Origin of the sequence: Micromonospora sp. NPDC004551, from assembly GCF_040609975.1 — a bacterium.
Classification (GTDB): Bacteria; Actinomycetota; Actinomycetes; order Mycobacteriales; family Micromonosporaceae; genus Micromonospora.
This window is the reverse complement of record NZ_JBEXLM010000007.1, coordinates 220,134-234,407: the sequence shown is the minus strand read 5'-3', so window position 1 is coordinate 234,407 and position 14,274 is coordinate 220,134. Positions and strand designations below refer to the sequence as shown.

Genomic DNA, 14,274 nt, shown 5'->3' with positions numbered 1-14,274 from the left:
GACCACACCCCGAACGTCGGCGGCGTGGGCCTCGGTCGAACGGCCGACCCCGGACGGGGTCACCGGGCCCACGTCCTCCGTACGCCCGAGTGGCCTCAGGTGCCGGCCCGATCGTGCTGCCGGACGGACGATGCACCGGTGACCAGGGCGGGAGCAGGATTCGAACAGGCACGCACATCAGCTCGGGAGCGATCGGCATGAGGCTGGAGCAGTGGGCGGCGGCGAGCGTCGTGCTGGGCGCGATCCTCAGCGCGCTGACCCTGGCCGTGACGGTGAGCCGGCCGCTGCGCCGCCTGGCCCGGCAGAACGAGGAGTTCCGGCAGGACTGGTACGGGGTGCCGGCCCGGCCCGGCCACGACGCCGTCCCGGGGGTGCCGGAGCGGTTGCGGCGGATCGAGGCGGAGCTGCGCCCGGTCGGACGCGGGACGCTGCGGGACGCGGTCAACGACGCGGAGCGCCGTCTCAAGGAGATGGACAGCCGCCTCGACGACCACCTCCGCGCGCGGCACGGCCGTACGGCCGGCCGCTGAATCCGGAGGGGCCTGGCCCATCGATCGTTCGGCATATGCGAACCCGGACGGCGCACGGTTGATCTGCAACTTGCACACGGTGAAGAGTACGGATGGTGAGTTCACTGTCACGCCCCGTCGCCGCCATCTGGATCCCCTCCCACGTCCACCCGATCGCACCCCACCTCATGGCCTGCCTGGACCACGCGAGGCGCTGCCGTTACGACCTCCTCGGGATCATCACGACGGCGCCGTGGGACGAGGTCAGGCAGATGATGATCGACGGGAAGGTCGACGTGGTGGTGGTCGCGGAGCGGGAGCACCTGCCGCCGGACCGGACGCCGCGGATCGAGGTGGCGAGCCGTTGACGCCGTGACCTGCAGCGCGTTGCGGACGTGCTCAGGGTCACCGTACTGTCGCTGTTCCCGGCAGATAAGGTGCGTCCTAACAATCGTTCGGGGGCCGTGCCTAGTCAGGCATCTCACGCCGTCAATCGGAGCGCGCCCGAACGTCCCTGCCGCCCCCGTCAGCCGAACGGCCGACCCGCGGCCGAGGTAACCCGCCCGGCATCCTCCGTGCACCCGAGCCAGCGCAGGCCGCGCGCGAATCGGCCTGCCGGCCGGACGATGCCCCACTGACTGAACTAGGCGCACTATGTGATGGTGCGTGCACGCACCGCTAATTGGACGGCCCCCGGGCAGCGCCTTGCCACGCCGCACCGAGGGCCTTGATCGGACAGGAGGGTCCGACCCATGCGCACGATACCGAGAAATCCCGTAGATACGCCCGAAGTTGCCGACGGGCAGGTGCACTGATGACCGACCCGATCATCACCCAGTACATCCAGGACCTGCGCGCCAACGGCCGGCACAGTGTCAATACCCTTACCACGTACGCGGACCTGCTAACCCGCCTCGACCGGGACCTGCCCTACGGCCTCTGCGACGCCAACGCCGACGAACTGCGCGACGCCATCTACACCGACGACCGCAAGCCCAGCACCCGCGCCCTCTACCGGGCCGCCGTCACCGGCTTCTTCCGCTGGGGATGCAGTGAGGAACGCCCCGAGCCGTCGCGGTTTGAGTGGGATCCCACCCCGTACCTGCCCCGCGTCGACGTGCCGCGGCGCGCCTCACGCCCCATCACCCACGACCAGCTGCGGGACATCCTGCGCCGCGGCCGCGACCCCTTCCGGGTGTGGTACCTGCTCGCCGCCGGCGAGGGCCTGCGGTGCATCGAGATCTCCCGCCTCGACCGGGAGGACATCACCTGCGAGGACACGGTAATCCGCGGCAAGGGCGGCCGGGAACGGATCGTGCCGACACCGGGGGCCGTGTGGGCGGCGGTGGTCGACCTGCCGCCCGGCCCGATCGCCCGGCACCCCGACGGCACCGGCCGCGCCGACCGGCGCCAGGTCCGCGAGCGGGCCAACAACCACCTCCAGCGGACGCTGCGCCACCGCGGCGTGACCATGCACCGGCTGCGCCACTGGTACGGCACCTACGTGCACCAGGCGGCCGGAGGCGACCTCCGGGTGACGCAGGAACTGCTGGGCCACGCATCGCCGACGACCACGCAGGTGTACGTCGACACGAGCGGGGCGCGCAAGCGCGCTGCGGTGGACAACCTGCCCCTGCCCGTCGACTGACCACCCGAAGGGGGTGGAGCACATGATCAGTTTCCGGCATCGCCTCGCGGTGCTGACCGTCATCCTCGCCGGCGTCATGCTGATCGCGACCTACGGGATCACCGCCTGCCCCGCGCACGGCGACCCGGCAACCCGGCCGCCGCTGGCGCCGACCGCGCCAGCCTGCCTCGACGTCTCCCAGCCCAGCCCGCCCTGGGCCCGGTAGCTACCCACGCAGCGACGCGCCCCGCCCCCGGCTCCCCCGGGCGGGGCGCGTCCCCGTGTTCAACGTCGTCGACGCGGTCGGCGTTGACGGACCGACACCGGTCCGGTGGCGGCGGGAGCCTCGGGCGACGCGTCGTCGACGACCTCGATCCGCGGCACCCGATCCGGAGGTAGGTGCCTCACGTCGGCGACCACCACCACGTCCACCTCCCCCCGCATCATCATCTGCCGCACCGACTCCCAGCTGCTCCGCACGATCCCGTCCAGTCGGTAGCCGTGACGCCGCGTGTAGGTCAGGCACGCCACGGCGGCGGGCTCCATCGGGTCGAGGTCGGGCGGGATCCAGATCACGGCCTTTTCCATCTTGGGTTCTCCTGATCAAGTGGTCGCCTCCGGCTCGATGATCAGGAGTAATCGCGGTGGGGGAGGGCCCCGCTCGACGGGCCGGCTGGTGGCGTCCGTGTTGACGGCCGCCGCTGCTCCCCCTCGGCGCAGCGGTGGTGTCGACGGCGGCTGCACCGGCGTGCCGGACACCAGCAGCCCGGTGTCGCCGCCGTTGGGGCCGGACATCGTGCCGGTGACCGCCGTCAGCCAGGGCGCCGGCGGCGCCGGGGCCGGGTCGTCGGCGGGCGGGTGTGGCAGCACCGCCGCGTCGCGGCGGCCGGGGCGGATCAGCCGGTGGGCAGTCACCGGCGGGTGCGGGGAGCCGACGCTGACCGGCTCCGGCGAGGGCATCGGTGCGGCAGGTGGCGGCGGCCGCGGTGCGGTGGTGGTGGTCGACGGCGTCGGCTCGACCTTCGGGGCCTTCGGTGCAGCCGGCTCCTTCGGCGCGTTGGACGCGGCCGGCTCCTTCGGCTCCTTCGGCGGGTTCGGCACCGTCGGCAGGGCCGAGGGTGCCGGAGACTCGACCAGGTCGGCCGGCTGCACGTCGACGACCTCGGGCGCTGGCGGCCTTACTACCGGCAGGCTGGGCAGTGGCGTGGGATCAGCGTCGGCGCCGAGTAGGGCGCCCGCCCCCGTCATCATCGCCAGTAGCCACAACCTCACCTAGCGCATTCTCTGCCAAGCACAAGTTGCATCGTCAACCGTCGGTGACACTTCGTTCACATGGCGCACTATCTGCGCACAGGCAACGGTCAGTCCGGGTCGACGCCACCGGCGCGCAGGATCTGGCGCACCCGCTCCTTGGTGTAGCCGGTCCGGCGCTCGATCTCCACGGGCCGTACGCCGGCCAGCGCCGCCTGGACCATTGCGGCGTGCAGCGCCGCCCGTGCCGCGTCGGCGCGTTCCCGGGCCGTCTCCACGCGCCGCTTGGCGGCGCGCTGCGCGGTCTCGATGCCGGACACGGCGCGCTGGTAGTCGCGTACGGCGGCGTCGAGATCCACGGGCAAAGTTTGGCAACCGGCGGTTGGGCCCAAATACCGCCACCCGCAATTTGGTCCAAATGCAACCGTGGCGGATTTGGCCCTGTCCGGCTACCGTCAGCAAGAAAGGCGGCCCCCGGCCAAGCGATGCACCGCTGACCGAGGGCCTTGATCGACCCCAGGGAGGTCGACCCATGAGCACCATACCCATCGCCCTTCCCCAATGCGGGGAGCCGGCAATGACACGCATCGAGATCTATTCGACGGGATCCCTCGACGCCTCGGCCTACACCTGCAACGCGCACACGGCGGGGGCCCTCGCGGCCATCACCGAGGCCGGCCTGGACTCCCAGCCGGTCACCCTCTCGCCGACGGTCAGCCGCCCCTGCGGGTACGTGCACGTCTACCCCACCGGCCAGCTGGCCGACACCACCAGGCCGCCGCACCCGCCGTGGTGCGACCGCATCGGCTGCGACCAGCGCGGCCGGCACCGGTCGATCCGCCTGCCGGTCAGCACCGGCCACCCGGAGGCCGTCATCGTTGACGTCGCCCTCATCCAGGTCCTCGGCCACGGCGTGGAGCCGATGCTGGCGATGACCGTCGTCGACAGCGAGGCCGGCAGCCGGGAGACCGTGCTGTCCCTCGGGCAGGGTCGGGTCCTGTCCTACCAGGTGCGCCGGCTGCTCGACCTGTCCAAGGGGTACAGCGGAAACCGGCGGCCGTCCTGGTAGAGCCAGCACCGGAACCACGGCGGCCCGGCGCGCCTAGGGGGAGCGCCGGGCCGCCGTCACCCCGCGCCGTCGTCGTCATGCCTGAGCAGGACCAGGCGCAGCGTCTCGCCGCCGCCGCGCAGCACGCCCTCGACCTCGGCTACCAGGTGACCGCCGTCGCGCCGGCCGCCGTCGCGCTGCGCATGGTGGCGGAGGGCCACGCCGACGTGATCCTGGCCGCGTCCCTGGGCGACCTGCCGCAGATCGAGGTTGCCGACAGCGCACCCCAGCCCCGGATCCCCACGCAACGCACACCTCCCACCGCCGTCCCGCCGACCCGCCGCCGGCCGCGCCGGGCTGCGTCACATGACGCACCTGGTGAACAGTGAGGGGCCAAGGCGCCAGCGCCGACCGGGCGCGCAGCGTTACGAACGTTAAGTACCTGTGACCCCCCGCTTAGGTACTGCTTAACCGGCGCGCCGAGTAACCGCCCGTTCGTGCAAATGGCGCAACATGAAGGGATGTCGTTAATACGCTCTCACCAGCACGTCATCACGGACCGTAACCAGTCGGGGCAGCCACCGGGGACGCTCCCACCTGCTCTCGACCGCCGCCGTTCCGCTTGCGGAACTGTTAGGTCGGCGTAACGTCCCGGCAGTGCCGATTCGCCTAAGACTCGCCGCCTTTGACGAAGACGCCCCTTCCAGGCTCTCCGTAGATGGCGCCCCTGGCGTGCAGCACCATGATCGCGCGTTGCACGGTCGCAATCGAGACGCTGTAGAGCCCGGCCAGCTGGCTGTACGAGGGGATCTTCGACTCAGGCGGGTACTCGCCGGTTCCGATGCGGGCAGCTATGTCGTCCGCGATCTCGCGGTAGGTCATTCGTCGGGGCATGTCACTCCTGGGTTGGCGCCCCGATGAGATCACGTGCACTAGGTTCCCTCAACCTCGCCGTTGACTCACTGAACTAAGTGCACATACCGTAGCTGTGGGCGGTCGTCTTGTGTACCTGGGTTGGCGCCAAGGGGACAGGGCACGCCCGGCCGGGGGTCGGGTCTGCGGGCTTGGCTCCCGGTCCCCCTTCGCACACCGAGGAGTCATCGACGTGTCCGCGCCTTCGCGCCGCGGGCGGGTCGGGTCGCCACTGCTGCCGCATCGGCCCACATGCGCTGAGTCCTCCGCCCTAGGAGTGGCCATGTCTCAGCCGCCGCCGGAGTGGCAGCCGCCCCGACCCGACGACCCCGTTCGCCCGATCAGTGGCGCGCCCCGTCAGCCGGCCCACGCCGCACCCTCCGGGCGCCGGGAGTGGTGGCCGTTCGTGCTGTTCGGCGGGATCGCGCTACTGGTCCTGGGCTTCGTGCTGCTGGTCGTCGTACTGGCCCGCTGACCCCCCTGGCGCCACCACACCAATTACGGGAGAAGCAAGTGAAGAACCGCAACTACGCCGCCATCGCCGGCGTCGTCCTCGCCGGCGTGGTCGCCCTCGGCTGCGGGGCCGGATCCACCGACACCGGCTCGGTCTCCGACAAGGCCGGCGGCAGCGCTGCGGCGGCGGCCGACGACAAGCCCAAGGTGGCGAAGATGGGCAGCGGCACCGTCACCTTCGGCGACGGCCTCGCCGTCTCCGCCAAGGCGCCCAAGAAGTTCACCCCCAGCAGCTACGCCGCCGGCCACCAGCGCGGCAACACCGCGGCACTGATCGAGGTGACGATCACCAACGGCACCAAGGAGCCCTTCGACCTGGCCCTGGTAACCGCCACGGCCGCGTTCGGCGCCGAGGGCACCCAGGCCGAGCGGGTGTTCGACTCGGCGAAGGGCATCACCGACTTCGAGGGCACCCTGGCCCCCGGACAGAAGCGCACCGCCAAGCTGGCGTTCTCCGCCCCGACCAAGGACACGTCGAAGATCGCGCTGACAGTCAAGCCCAGCTTCGACGACGCCACCGCCCTGTTCGAGGGCGCCCTGTAAACGTCTGCCGGGGTGAGCCAAGCCCCCGGCAGATGACGGCAGCGGCCCCGCAAGTGTGCGACGCCTGCCCTTCCCCTCCGAGCGGTGCGGGCGGGGCCGCTGCCACCCCGCACCAATCTCCCCGCACCAACCGGAGCCCCCCATGACCCGACCCGGATCCGACTGGTACCTGGAGGACCTGGCTGAAGAGAACATCACCGTCGCCGGTTTCACCGACACCGAGCTGTACGACCTGGCCACCGGCGCTGGCCGAGGAAGCGCGGAACCCGACATCGGGGAGCGGGTGTCCGACCTGCTCGGCCTGATCGCCGCCAGCGCCGACCGGATCCGCCGCAAGCGCGGAGGGGAGTGACGTGTTGCCCGTCTTCGACGCCAGCCTCAGGGTCTGGATCACCCCCGCCAGCGATGCGCCTCTCTCCGCCTACATCACCCGGCTGAAGGCCGAGCTCCTGCGACTCGCGGACCGAGGCGCGATCGCCGCGCCCGTGGTCACCATCCACGGCGACACCAACGTCTTCCAAGTCACCCTCAGCGTCCGGGCCGACGACATCACCAGCGCACCGGTCGCCGCAGGCCGCGCGCTCAGGCATGCCGCGGACCTCGCGGCGCCCAGCTGGCGCATCGACATCGGGCGGATCGCCGTCCAGTCCACCGGCGCGCGGCCGGCGACCCTCGCCGACCTACCTCCAACCCCCTGACCGCCAGGCCGGGCTTTGGTGCCATTCCCACTCTTCGCCGGCATCTTCGGCCCGACCTGGCCGGAGACACCACCGTCTGAACTGGAGCACGCCGCACCGATGACCGAGCCCGCGGCCAGGGTCCGGGTCGCCCTCAGCGAGCCGGCAGCTGGCGCGCCGTCGAACATCGCCGTCACCCTCCCGGACGGCACCGCCGCAGTCCTCACGCGCGGCCAGGCCCGGACGCTGGCGTTCCTGCTGCGGCTTCAGCTCGACCGCTCCCGCCCGATCTGCGATTACGGAACCGCAGATCAGGTGACGTGAGCCTGCCATTTCCGGATCCCCGCGCCTCCTTGACTTAGTGCACATGGTGCACCTACGTTGAGCCCCGATTCCGAACCCAACCAAGGAGATCGATTTGCAATCCTGGAGAACGGCCGGGGTCCTGCTCGGCACACTGACCCTCGCCACACTGACACTGACCAGCCCCGCGTACGCCAACGCGACGACTGCGCCCCCGTCCAGCCCCACAACGGCGGTCGAGACGGTGACGCCGGAGGTTCCGACGGTCGACCAGGCCGACCCGGCCAAGGGTGCACCGGCCCAGCAGGCCAAGGCCAAGGCGGCGCCTGGCGACTGCGAGGCGTACGTCTACGACGGCACCAAGCAGAACCTGTGCGACCGCTTCCGCGGCCGCGGGGACGTCAACTGCCCCGAGATCGGATACCGCGTCAAGCTGGTCGGGGACAGCGACCCGTGGCGGCTGGACATTGGCGGCGAGCCGGGCATCGGCTGCGAGTCCTACAAGCGTCACCCGGGCGGCTCGACGCCCACCAAGCCGAAGCCGACCAAGTCGACCACGCCCGGCGCCAGTGGGGGCGGCGACAGTGGGGGCGCGCAGCTGCCCCGTACGGGCATTAACGGCGGCGTGCTCGCGGGCGTCGGCCTGGGTGCAGTGCTGCTCGGCGCTGGCGGGCTGGTTGTGGCGCGCCGCCGTCGGCCGCGGTTTACGGCCTGACGGCCGCTCTGAACAGGGGCCAGGTCAAGACAGGGCTTGGTCATGGCCCGAGGGGTGGTCCCTCGGCCTGGCCCCCAACGCGTGGCGGGCCCGCGTCGGAGCTGGCTGACGCCCCCTTGCCCCGACCGACCACCTTGGAGGCCCGCCATGACCTATCCGCCGCCGCAGGGACCACCACAGTGGGGGTCGCTGCCCGTTCCCCGGCCGGCGTACCTCCCGGCCGTCACGCCCCGATCCTCGGGCGCGGCCGTCGCGCTGGAGTTGGTGCTGGGCATCATCGGCATCTTCGGCGTGGGCAACATCTACGCCGGCAAAACCGCCCAGGGCGTGATCATCATGGTCAGCTTCTGGGTGCTGTTCTGGGTCAACTTCTGCCTGATCTCCGTCGGCGTCGGCCTGTTCACCATGCCGTTGACGTGGATCGCGTACATGATCCTGGGCCCGGTGCTCGCCGCACGAGCCGTGGAGGAGTACAACACCCGCGCCTGGTGACCGGACCGCCTGTCCCAGCGAGTACAAGATGCGACAGATGACGCACCTGCTGAACTTCGAGCACTAGGATCCCGCCATGACTGCCCTGCCCCGACCGCCGGCCGGCGCGCCCACGCCCACCCGCCGCCGCAATCTGCTGCTGGCGATCGCCGCCGGCGTCGCCGTCATCGTGATCGCCGCGGTTGCCTTCGCGCTGGGCCGCGGCGGGTCCGACCCGGCGCCGCGCGCCGCAGCGGCGACCAGGCCCTCCGCGATCGCCACGCCGTCCACCCGCTCCGCGGCCGACCAGGTCGAGTGCACGAACATCGACCGTGCGCACAATGCGTGGGCTGGCCTGAGCCTGCCCAGCACGGCCGCGGATGTGAAGGTGCTGAACGAGGTCACCATCAAGATGGCGATGGACGACGGAGACAGCTACCTCGACGCGGTCAAGGGCTACAACGACCAGCCGTCGAAGGAACTGGCGGCGGCGATCGCTGGCTACAACTTCGAGCTGAGCGTGGTGAACGCGCAGGTCGTCATCGGGTCCGGAGTCGAGGACGATCAGGCGGCAGCGGTTGAAGCGGCCGTCGCCAAGGTGGCCGACAAGTACCAGGCGTGGCACGCTGCGATCTGCATCTGACCCGTCAGACCAAGGTGTTAGGGGCCATGACCGGACTGACCGCCCACCTCGATGTGCCTCTCGGGGTCTACGCGCCCAGCGCTGCGCGCCATGCGGTCACCGCAGTCCTGCACGGCTGGGGCTATCGAGACCAGGAGTGGCTGGATTTCGCGGCCCTCATCACCAGCGAGCTGGTCACGAACGCGGTCCAGCACGGCGGCGGTTGCCTCGCGTTGACGGTGCAGTCCCTTGACGGGCGGGTCGTGGTGTCGGTGGCTGACGGATCAGCGATTGTGCCGCGGCGGCGCGCCCCCGACCCGGACGGCGGGAGAGGCATCACGGTGATCGAAGCCTTTTCGGCCTGGTGGGGAATAGAGGATCACGACGGCGGTAAGCGGGTATGGGTCGAGCTGACGCCGTGCCCTCATTCGCCGGCACGGGCCAGAGGGGCAGCACCGTGAGGATCATTCAAGATGTCGATGACGGGCTGGTGCGGCTCAGCCTCATCGGCGAGCTGGACATGGCCACCGTCCAGCCGCTGTGCGACCGTGTCGAACAGGCCATTAAATCTGGCGCGTCCGGACTGGTAATTGACCTGGCTGGCCTGAGCTTCTGCGACTCCAGCGGCATCCGTGCGTTGATGGACGCTAGGAAGGCCGCGACCAGCCGCGGCGTCGCCTTCCAGGCAACCAACCCTCAGGGCGTCACCCGCAGGACCATGGAGGTGACGGGCGTCCTCGACGTCCTCACCACCGCCACAGCAGCAGCCTGAAAGGGGGAGGTATGGTCCCAATATGGTGCACGTGCCGTCCCTGTCGCAGCGTGACCGGCTGATCCTCGCTGAGCTGTCCGGGGTCGCCGGACGCTACGGCACCGGCGCCGACCAAGACGCACCCCGCGACGCCGCCATAGCGGCCGTCCGGGACGTGACCACGAACGCGTGGCTGCTCGGCATCGCCGCCGGAGTCGCGATGGCCGACTCGCATGGCATGAGCCTGCGCACCGTCGAGCTGCTGGACGCCGCCGGCGCCGACATGGCCGTGGCGCACCACCACGCCGGAGAGGTGCGGGAGCGGTTCAAGCGTGCCGGCATCCGGTACGAGCCGTAATTCCGGCCGACCCGCACGGGATCAGCGGGCCGACCGCCGAGCTGCTGAAGGCGGCCGGCGCGGACATGGGGGTGGCCGAGCAGCACGCCGCCGCGGTGCGGCAGCGGTTTGAGGCTACGGGGGTCCGGTACGACCGTGACGTGAGCGGCGGCGCCGGAGTAGCGCAGACCTTCTAGCCTGACCGTCGTGCCTCTGCCTTGCCCGAGTGTCGTGCCCCTGCCTCTACCCGTCGAGTGGTTGGTCTATCTGGCGACACGGCCGTGGCAGCTGGGCGACCTCGCGACGTGGATCTCTGCGGTCTCCGGCGTCGTCACCGTCATCCTCGCGCTGGTTGCGTCGATCGTTGGTTACCGCGTCTACAAGGTCGAATCCGGACGTGACGCCCGTGCCGAGCAGGACCGGCGGGAACGGGCGGCCGACGATCGGCGCCGGCAGGCGGCGTTGGTCTCTGTGTGGTACGGCCGGAGCATCAAGCCGGAGCGTAGTTTCGGCGTGGGTGGGTTTTCGTCGTATTCGTGGGGTGGGTGGATCGTCAACGCCTCAGACGCGCCGGTGTACAACGCGATCCTTCGGTTCTATCGCCCGGGGGCCGAGGCGCTCCGGGTCACCACGTGGGCGACCGACCCGATCAAGGTGGTGCCGCCGTACCGAGGTGAGTCGATGGTGCCCATCGGTGAGGATTCCCCGGACGATCTCACCACCGAGGAGTATGAGGGCGGCTTGGAGGTCAGCCTCCAGTTCCGCGACGCGGCCGGGCGGCACTGGCTGCGCGACCGGCAGGGCTATCTCCACGAGCTACCCCAGACCAGCGGATGAACACAAGCCACGGCCCCGCGCCCACGGGGTCTACCGAGTAGCCCAGGGAGGGCAACCCAGTGAAGACACGCATCAGCAACCCGCTGGTCGGCCTGGCCGTAGCTGGCCTGCTCGTAGCCGGCGGCGCCACGCTCGTAACCGTCGACGGGCCCGATGTGGCGGCGGCCAAGCCGCGGGACGTGGGCGCCGCCGCCACCGCCTACACCCGAGTCGAGACCGTCAACTTCCCCGGCAACTCCGGGCTGCGTGACGTCACCGTGGCCTGCCCCGCGGGCCTGGTGGCCCTGTCCGGGGGCTGGCGGATGTCGGCCGGGCAGCCGATGGGCAACCCTGCGCCCTACCAGTCCTACCCGCTGGCATCTGAGGGCGGAATCCCCACCGCCTGGGCGTTCCAGGTGATGGACCCCGCCATGGAGCCGACCTCGATGGAGCTGTCCGTCGTCTGCGCCGGCCCGGCCTCGGCCGCGCCGACCCCGGCACCCACCACCGTCGCGCCGACACCGACCCGGACCGCGACGCCGGCGCCGACGCGGACCTCGTCGCCGGTCCCCTCGCCGTCGGCACCGCCCACGACGACGTCGGCCCCCGAGCCGCCGCCGACGATCACGGCCACCGTTGCACCCACGGCCTGACAGGAATCTCGCAGCGCCACCTTGCAGCGAACGGGAACCCCACCCGAAGGCGGGGTCGCTGGCCGCTACGGCCACGGCCTTGTCGCCTTGGAGAATTAGCGAACTAATTTTGCTCGGGGAGCAGTTCCTTGCGGACGGCCTGGATGCACTCGATATGAAATACTCTTACGCCCGTCTTAATCGCCTCATCAAGTTCTTGGGATGGCCCCATCTTGTCGAAGATCTCACGCCAGGCTGGTTCCAATTTGATGAAAAACTTCGTGCGTTCGTCAGTTGGCCCGGGAGTGTCGTCTGCCCTGTCCGCGCTGACGCTGCTGAGGGAGCGCCAGTAACGGGCGCAGGCGTTGATGGTTGCCGGATCTGCCATCCAGCGAATTTGGGTTAGGTATTGCGATGCTCTTTGCGCAAGCTCTTCGGGTTTCCTGACTTCTATGGCGAAAGATGGGTGAAACAGGCGGATGGTCCAGTCGTCCATTGCGGTCAGGAAGTGATTGAAAGTTTCAGTCTTCTTATCGAACCATCGCGCCTTTTCTTCTCTGCGCCATCTTTCTCTCTCGTTTTCGCGTTCCCGGTTCCACCTCCGATCATCCCGCCATGCCTGAAGTAGCCCACCGAGGAGAACGCCGACGACGCCTATGCAGGCAACCACGATTGCTAGCCATGCTGGGATCCCGTTCGCGCGCACTGGCCCATGTTAATGAGTGCAGTCAACCGTGCCGTGAACCCGCCAGTTCCGATGCGGCCAGTAACCCGGCCAGGGTCGGTGCGAGTGACCGAGTGGGTGACGACCGGGATGCACAGGGCTGGAAGTCGGCAAAAGGTTAGGCAGGTGGCGGCATCCTGACTGTCGCCCTGGGGCCAAGGAGCCGCCGGGTTGCATCCGTAGGAGCGTCGGGCTGACGAGACAGACCTCGTGAGCTGGGTTGACGTTGCGCCTAAGCTTGTCGCCGTGGTAGTTGCGGCCTTCGTCATCTCACTGGTCTCGGTGACCATCGCATTGGGAAGTCTCTACTTCACCTGGAGAAACCACGAGCTAAACGTCGCGAAGGACCGGAGAGATCGCGCTCCATCCGTTAGTGCGTGGCTTAAGCCGCTCACTGAAGGTTCCACCCCCTACTATGAACTCAGTCTGCGACTCGACGGCCCCGAGTCTCTGGACGGCCTCACGGTGGAGATTCTCAATGGAGACTTGACATTTACGCCAGGTCGACCGGGGGTCGTTGCTGACAAAGACCGGCCACGAGTGGCGACGTCTGGGCGACTTCAGGCTGGCGACCATGCTTCGTGGGAAGTACTCATGCCAGCGCGCAAACCAGAGGTCGTCAGGCTGAAGGTGGTCTGCGTGAGCGGTGATTCGGAGTGGGTATCGACGCTGACTGCGGAGCTGTCTGAGAAGATCGGCTAGTTACTGGCTCAACTTGGTGAGCAGCATGCCACCGCTCGACGCCGGCCCAGCGGCCTCCCCCGGCTGGAGTCCCAGGGCGTCTGGTACGGCCAAGGGCTTGAGACTCTTTCCCTGACGTTGGTGGCTCCTATGAGCCGGAACGCACGAAACGCCCCGCCCGCCCGAAGGCGGACGGGGCGTTCCGTTGCTACCGACTCTGGTACACCTGGCTGCGGTGGCCAACTCTTACCACCGTCACCAGGAGTGCGTCGTCCAGAATCTGGTACACGACCCGGTAGTCACCGGCACGCACCCGCCACAGGTTGTCCTCGTTTGTCAGCTTCTCACATCCAGCTGGTCGAGGATCTTCTGCTAACGCCTGAATCCGCCGAAGCACCCGCGCCCGAGACTGACGATCGATTTTGTCAATGGACTTCAACGCTGAGGGGCGGATCTCGACCTTGTACGTCACCAGTCGTCGGGTCGGATGTCGGCCAGCTCAGCCGCGTATCGAGCTAGAACGTCGTCCAGCGGTACGGAGGCGCCCGGTTCGGCGAGTGCTCGACGTGCCTCCCGGATGTCGAGCTCCTTCTCCATCTCGTTGATGTCGTTGGTGACGGTGCGCACATCCATGACGAAGGGCTCGGTGGTGCGAGGGACTGCGCCCCGCGCGCTGGTGACGAGGGTCGCGATCACCGTGTTCACGATCGAAAGGTGTCCGCCCGGCAGCCGTATTGACATCTCGCTCAACGTGATCCCGCCTCCCCCTTGGCTTCGTCGTACTGCTGTGCGGTGATCTGGAGAACCTTGATCAGCTCACCGAGTCGTTCCCGTGTCAGCACGAACCGTGCCTTGACGTCGACCGGAAGCTCGACCAGGTCTGCTGCCGTGCGACGGACCTCGTCGGGCGTGCCCAGCAGGACCGGCGGCGCTGCGTAGCCCATCACGATGATCACCCCGTCAGGCGCCCCGGATCCGGTCGGCAGACCCACCATGGCGGCGAACTGGTTCGCTGGCTCCACGGGGATCGTGTCGACATCCTTCCATACAACACGGACGGTGATCTGCTGCGAATCGGTCCGAGCGATTGATTCGTTGCCCACGCGCCAAGTGTGACACTTCCGCACCCCGCCCGTCAGCAC

27 protein-coding genes are annotated in these 14,274 nt (G+C 69.2%); 19 read left to right on the top strand and 8 right to left on the bottom strand.

Going from position 1 to position 14,274, the window contains the following annotated elements; all coding sequences use genetic code 11:
- Positions 1-197 precede the first annotated feature (197 nt).
- The 4 genes from ABZW14_RS11975 (at position 198) to ABZW14_RS11960 (ending at position 2,362) form a co-directional block, all read left to right on the top strand.
- Positions 198-530 carry a hypothetical protein gene (locus ABZW14_RS11975; RefSeq protein WP_355343858.1) on the top strand — a complete coding sequence of 111 codons (333 nt, stop codon included), beginning with the start codon at positions 198-200 and terminating at the stop codon, positions 528-530.
- 92 nt (positions 531-622) lie between these two features.
- The gene (locus ABZW14_RS11970) at positions 623-877 is read left to right on the top strand and encodes a hypothetical protein (RefSeq protein WP_355343855.1); all 255 of its coding nucleotides are present in this window, start codon (positions 623-625) and stop codon (positions 875-877) included.
- 446 nt (positions 878-1,323) lie between these two features.
- Positions 1,324-2,157 (top strand): tyrosine-type recombinase/integrase, encoded by an 834-nt coding sequence (locus ABZW14_RS11965; RefSeq protein WP_355343852.1) that lies wholly within the window; start codon positions 1,324-1,326, stop codon positions 2,155-2,157.
- Positions 2,158-2,179: 22 nt separating this feature from the next.
- Positions 2,180-2,362, top strand: a complete 183-nt coding sequence (locus ABZW14_RS11960) for a hypothetical protein (RefSeq protein ID WP_355343849.1) — start codon at positions 2,180-2,182, stop codon at positions 2,360-2,362.
- A gap of 59 nt (positions 2,363-2,421) precedes the next feature.
- Here the strand turns inward: ABZW14_RS11960 and ABZW14_RS11955 are convergent, their stop codons facing one another.
- From ABZW14_RS11955 to ABZW14_RS11945, 3 genes are all read right to left on the bottom strand, one after another.
- A complete protein-coding gene (locus ABZW14_RS11955; protein ID WP_355343846.1) occupies positions 2,422-2,724 on the bottom strand; it encodes a hypothetical protein in 303 nt (100 codons plus the stop codon).
- 15 nt (positions 2,725-2,739) lie between these two features.
- Positions 2,740-3,408 (bottom strand): hypothetical protein, encoded by a 669-nt coding sequence (locus tag ABZW14_RS11950; RefSeq protein WP_355343844.1) that lies wholly within the window; start codon positions 3,406-3,408, stop codon positions 2,740-2,742.
- Positions 3,409-3,497: 89 nt separating this feature from the next.
- Entirely contained in the window at positions 3,498-3,746 is a 249-nt protein-coding gene (locus tag ABZW14_RS11945) for a hypothetical protein (protein ID WP_355343841.1), read from the bottom strand.
- 218 nt (positions 3,747-3,964) lie between these two features.
- Between ABZW14_RS11945 and ABZW14_RS11940 the strand changes: the two genes are divergently transcribed.
- Positions 3,965-4,456 carry a hypothetical protein gene (locus ABZW14_RS11940; protein ID WP_355343838.1) on the top strand — a complete coding sequence of 164 codons (492 nt, stop codon included), beginning with the start codon at positions 3,965-3,967 and terminating at the stop codon, positions 4,454-4,456.
- Positions 4,457-4,533: 77 nt separating this feature from the next.
- Positions 4,534-4,824, top strand: coding sequence for a hypothetical protein (locus ABZW14_RS11935; protein WP_355343835.1), 291 nt, complete (start codon positions 4,534-4,536; stop codon positions 4,822-4,824).
- Positions 4,825-5,104: 280 nt separating this feature from the next.
- Here ABZW14_RS11935 and ABZW14_RS11930 read toward each other — a convergent pair whose 3' ends face one another.
- Entirely contained in the window at positions 5,105-5,317 is a 213-nt protein-coding gene (locus tag ABZW14_RS11930) for a winged helix-turn-helix domain-containing protein (protein ID WP_355343832.1), read from the bottom strand.
- A gap of 313 nt (positions 5,318-5,630) precedes the next feature.
- Between ABZW14_RS11930 and ABZW14_RS11925 the strand changes: the two genes are divergently transcribed.
- The 13 genes from ABZW14_RS11925 (at position 5,631) to ABZW14_RS11865 (ending at position 11,748) form a co-directional block, all read left to right on the top strand.
- A complete protein-coding gene (locus ABZW14_RS11925) occupies positions 5,631-5,822 on the top strand; it encodes a hypothetical protein (protein ID WP_355343829.1) in 192 nt (63 codons plus the stop codon).
- A 38-nt stretch (positions 5,823-5,860) separates the two neighbouring features.
- A complete protein-coding gene (locus tag ABZW14_RS11920) occupies positions 5,861-6,403 on the top strand; it encodes a DUF4352 domain-containing protein (RefSeq protein ID WP_355343826.1) in 543 nt (180 codons plus the stop codon).
- A 142-nt stretch (positions 6,404-6,545) separates the two neighbouring features.
- Entirely contained in the window at positions 6,546-6,755 is a 210-nt protein-coding gene (locus tag ABZW14_RS11915; protein WP_355343823.1) for a hypothetical protein, read from the top strand.
- A gap of 4 nt (positions 6,756-6,759) precedes the next feature.
- Positions 6,760-7,101 (top strand): hypothetical protein, encoded by a 342-nt coding sequence (locus ABZW14_RS11910; protein WP_355343820.1) that lies wholly within the window; start codon positions 6,760-6,762, stop codon positions 7,099-7,101.
- A gap of 99 nt (positions 7,102-7,200) precedes the next feature.
- Positions 7,201-7,404, top strand: coding sequence for a hypothetical protein (locus ABZW14_RS11905; protein WP_355343817.1), 204 nt, complete (start codon positions 7,201-7,203; stop codon positions 7,402-7,404).
- Positions 7,405-7,498: 94 nt separating this feature from the next.
- A complete protein-coding gene (locus ABZW14_RS11900) occupies positions 7,499-8,098 on the top strand; it encodes an LPXTG cell wall anchor domain-containing protein (RefSeq protein ID WP_355343814.1) in 600 nt (199 codons plus the stop codon).
- A gap of 147 nt (positions 8,099-8,245) precedes the next feature.
- Complete coding sequence (locus ABZW14_RS11895; protein ID WP_355343811.1) at positions 8,246-8,590, top strand: hypothetical protein; 345 nt, start codon at positions 8,246-8,248, stop codon at positions 8,588-8,590.
- A gap of 76 nt (positions 8,591-8,666) precedes the next feature.
- Complete coding sequence (locus ABZW14_RS11890) at positions 8,667-9,212, top strand: hypothetical protein (RefSeq protein ID WP_355343808.1); 546 nt, start codon at positions 8,667-8,669, stop codon at positions 9,210-9,212.
- A gap of 26 nt (positions 9,213-9,238) precedes the next feature.
- Positions 9,239-9,652 (top strand): ATP-binding protein, encoded by a 414-nt coding sequence (locus ABZW14_RS11885; RefSeq protein WP_355343805.1) that lies wholly within the window; start codon positions 9,239-9,241, stop codon positions 9,650-9,652.
- Entirely contained in the window at positions 9,649-9,963 is a 315-nt protein-coding gene (locus ABZW14_RS11880) for an STAS domain-containing protein (protein WP_355343802.1), read from the top strand. Before ABZW14_RS11885 ends, ABZW14_RS11880 begins: the two co-directional genes overlap by 4 nt.
- Positions 9,964-9,985: 22 nt before the next feature.
- Positions 9,986-10,300 (top strand): hypothetical protein, encoded by a 315-nt coding sequence (locus tag ABZW14_RS11875; protein WP_355343799.1) that lies wholly within the window; start codon positions 9,986-9,988, stop codon positions 10,298-10,300.
- Positions 10,301-10,537: 237 nt separating this feature from the next.
- On the top strand, positions 10,538-11,116 hold the full coding sequence (locus ABZW14_RS11870; RefSeq protein WP_355343796.1) for a hypothetical protein: 579 nt from the start codon (positions 10,538-10,540) through the stop codon (positions 11,114-11,116).
- Positions 11,117-11,175: 59 nt separating this feature from the next.
- On the top strand, positions 11,176-11,748 hold the full coding sequence (locus ABZW14_RS11865) for a hypothetical protein (RefSeq protein WP_355343793.1): 573 nt from the start codon (positions 11,176-11,178) through the stop codon (positions 11,746-11,748).
- Between the two features lie 103 nt (positions 11,749-11,851).
- Here ABZW14_RS11865 and ABZW14_RS11860 read toward each other — a convergent pair whose 3' ends face one another.
- The 4 genes from ABZW14_RS11860 to ABZW14_RS11845 form a co-directional block, all read right to left on the bottom strand.
- The gene (locus ABZW14_RS11860; RefSeq protein WP_355343790.1) at positions 11,852-12,433 is read right to left on the bottom strand and encodes a hypothetical protein; all 582 of its coding nucleotides are present in this window, start codon (positions 12,431-12,433) and stop codon (positions 11,852-11,854) included.
- A 907-nt stretch (positions 12,434-13,340) separates the two neighbouring features.
- A complete protein-coding gene (locus ABZW14_RS11855; protein ID WP_355343787.1) occupies positions 13,341-13,604 on the bottom strand; it encodes a type II toxin-antitoxin system RelE/ParE family toxin in 264 nt (87 codons plus the stop codon).
- Positions 13,601-13,837 (bottom strand): hypothetical protein, encoded by a 237-nt coding sequence (locus ABZW14_RS11850; protein WP_355343784.1) that lies wholly within the window; start codon positions 13,835-13,837, stop codon positions 13,601-13,603. Before ABZW14_RS11850 ends, ABZW14_RS11855 begins: the two co-directional genes overlap by 4 nt.
- Before the next feature lie 41 nt (positions 13,838-13,878).
- Positions 13,879-14,235 (bottom strand): hypothetical protein, encoded by a 357-nt coding sequence (locus ABZW14_RS11845; RefSeq protein ID WP_355343781.1) that lies wholly within the window; start codon positions 14,233-14,235, stop codon positions 13,879-13,881.
- Between the last annotated feature and the right edge of the window lie 39 nt (positions 14,236-14,274).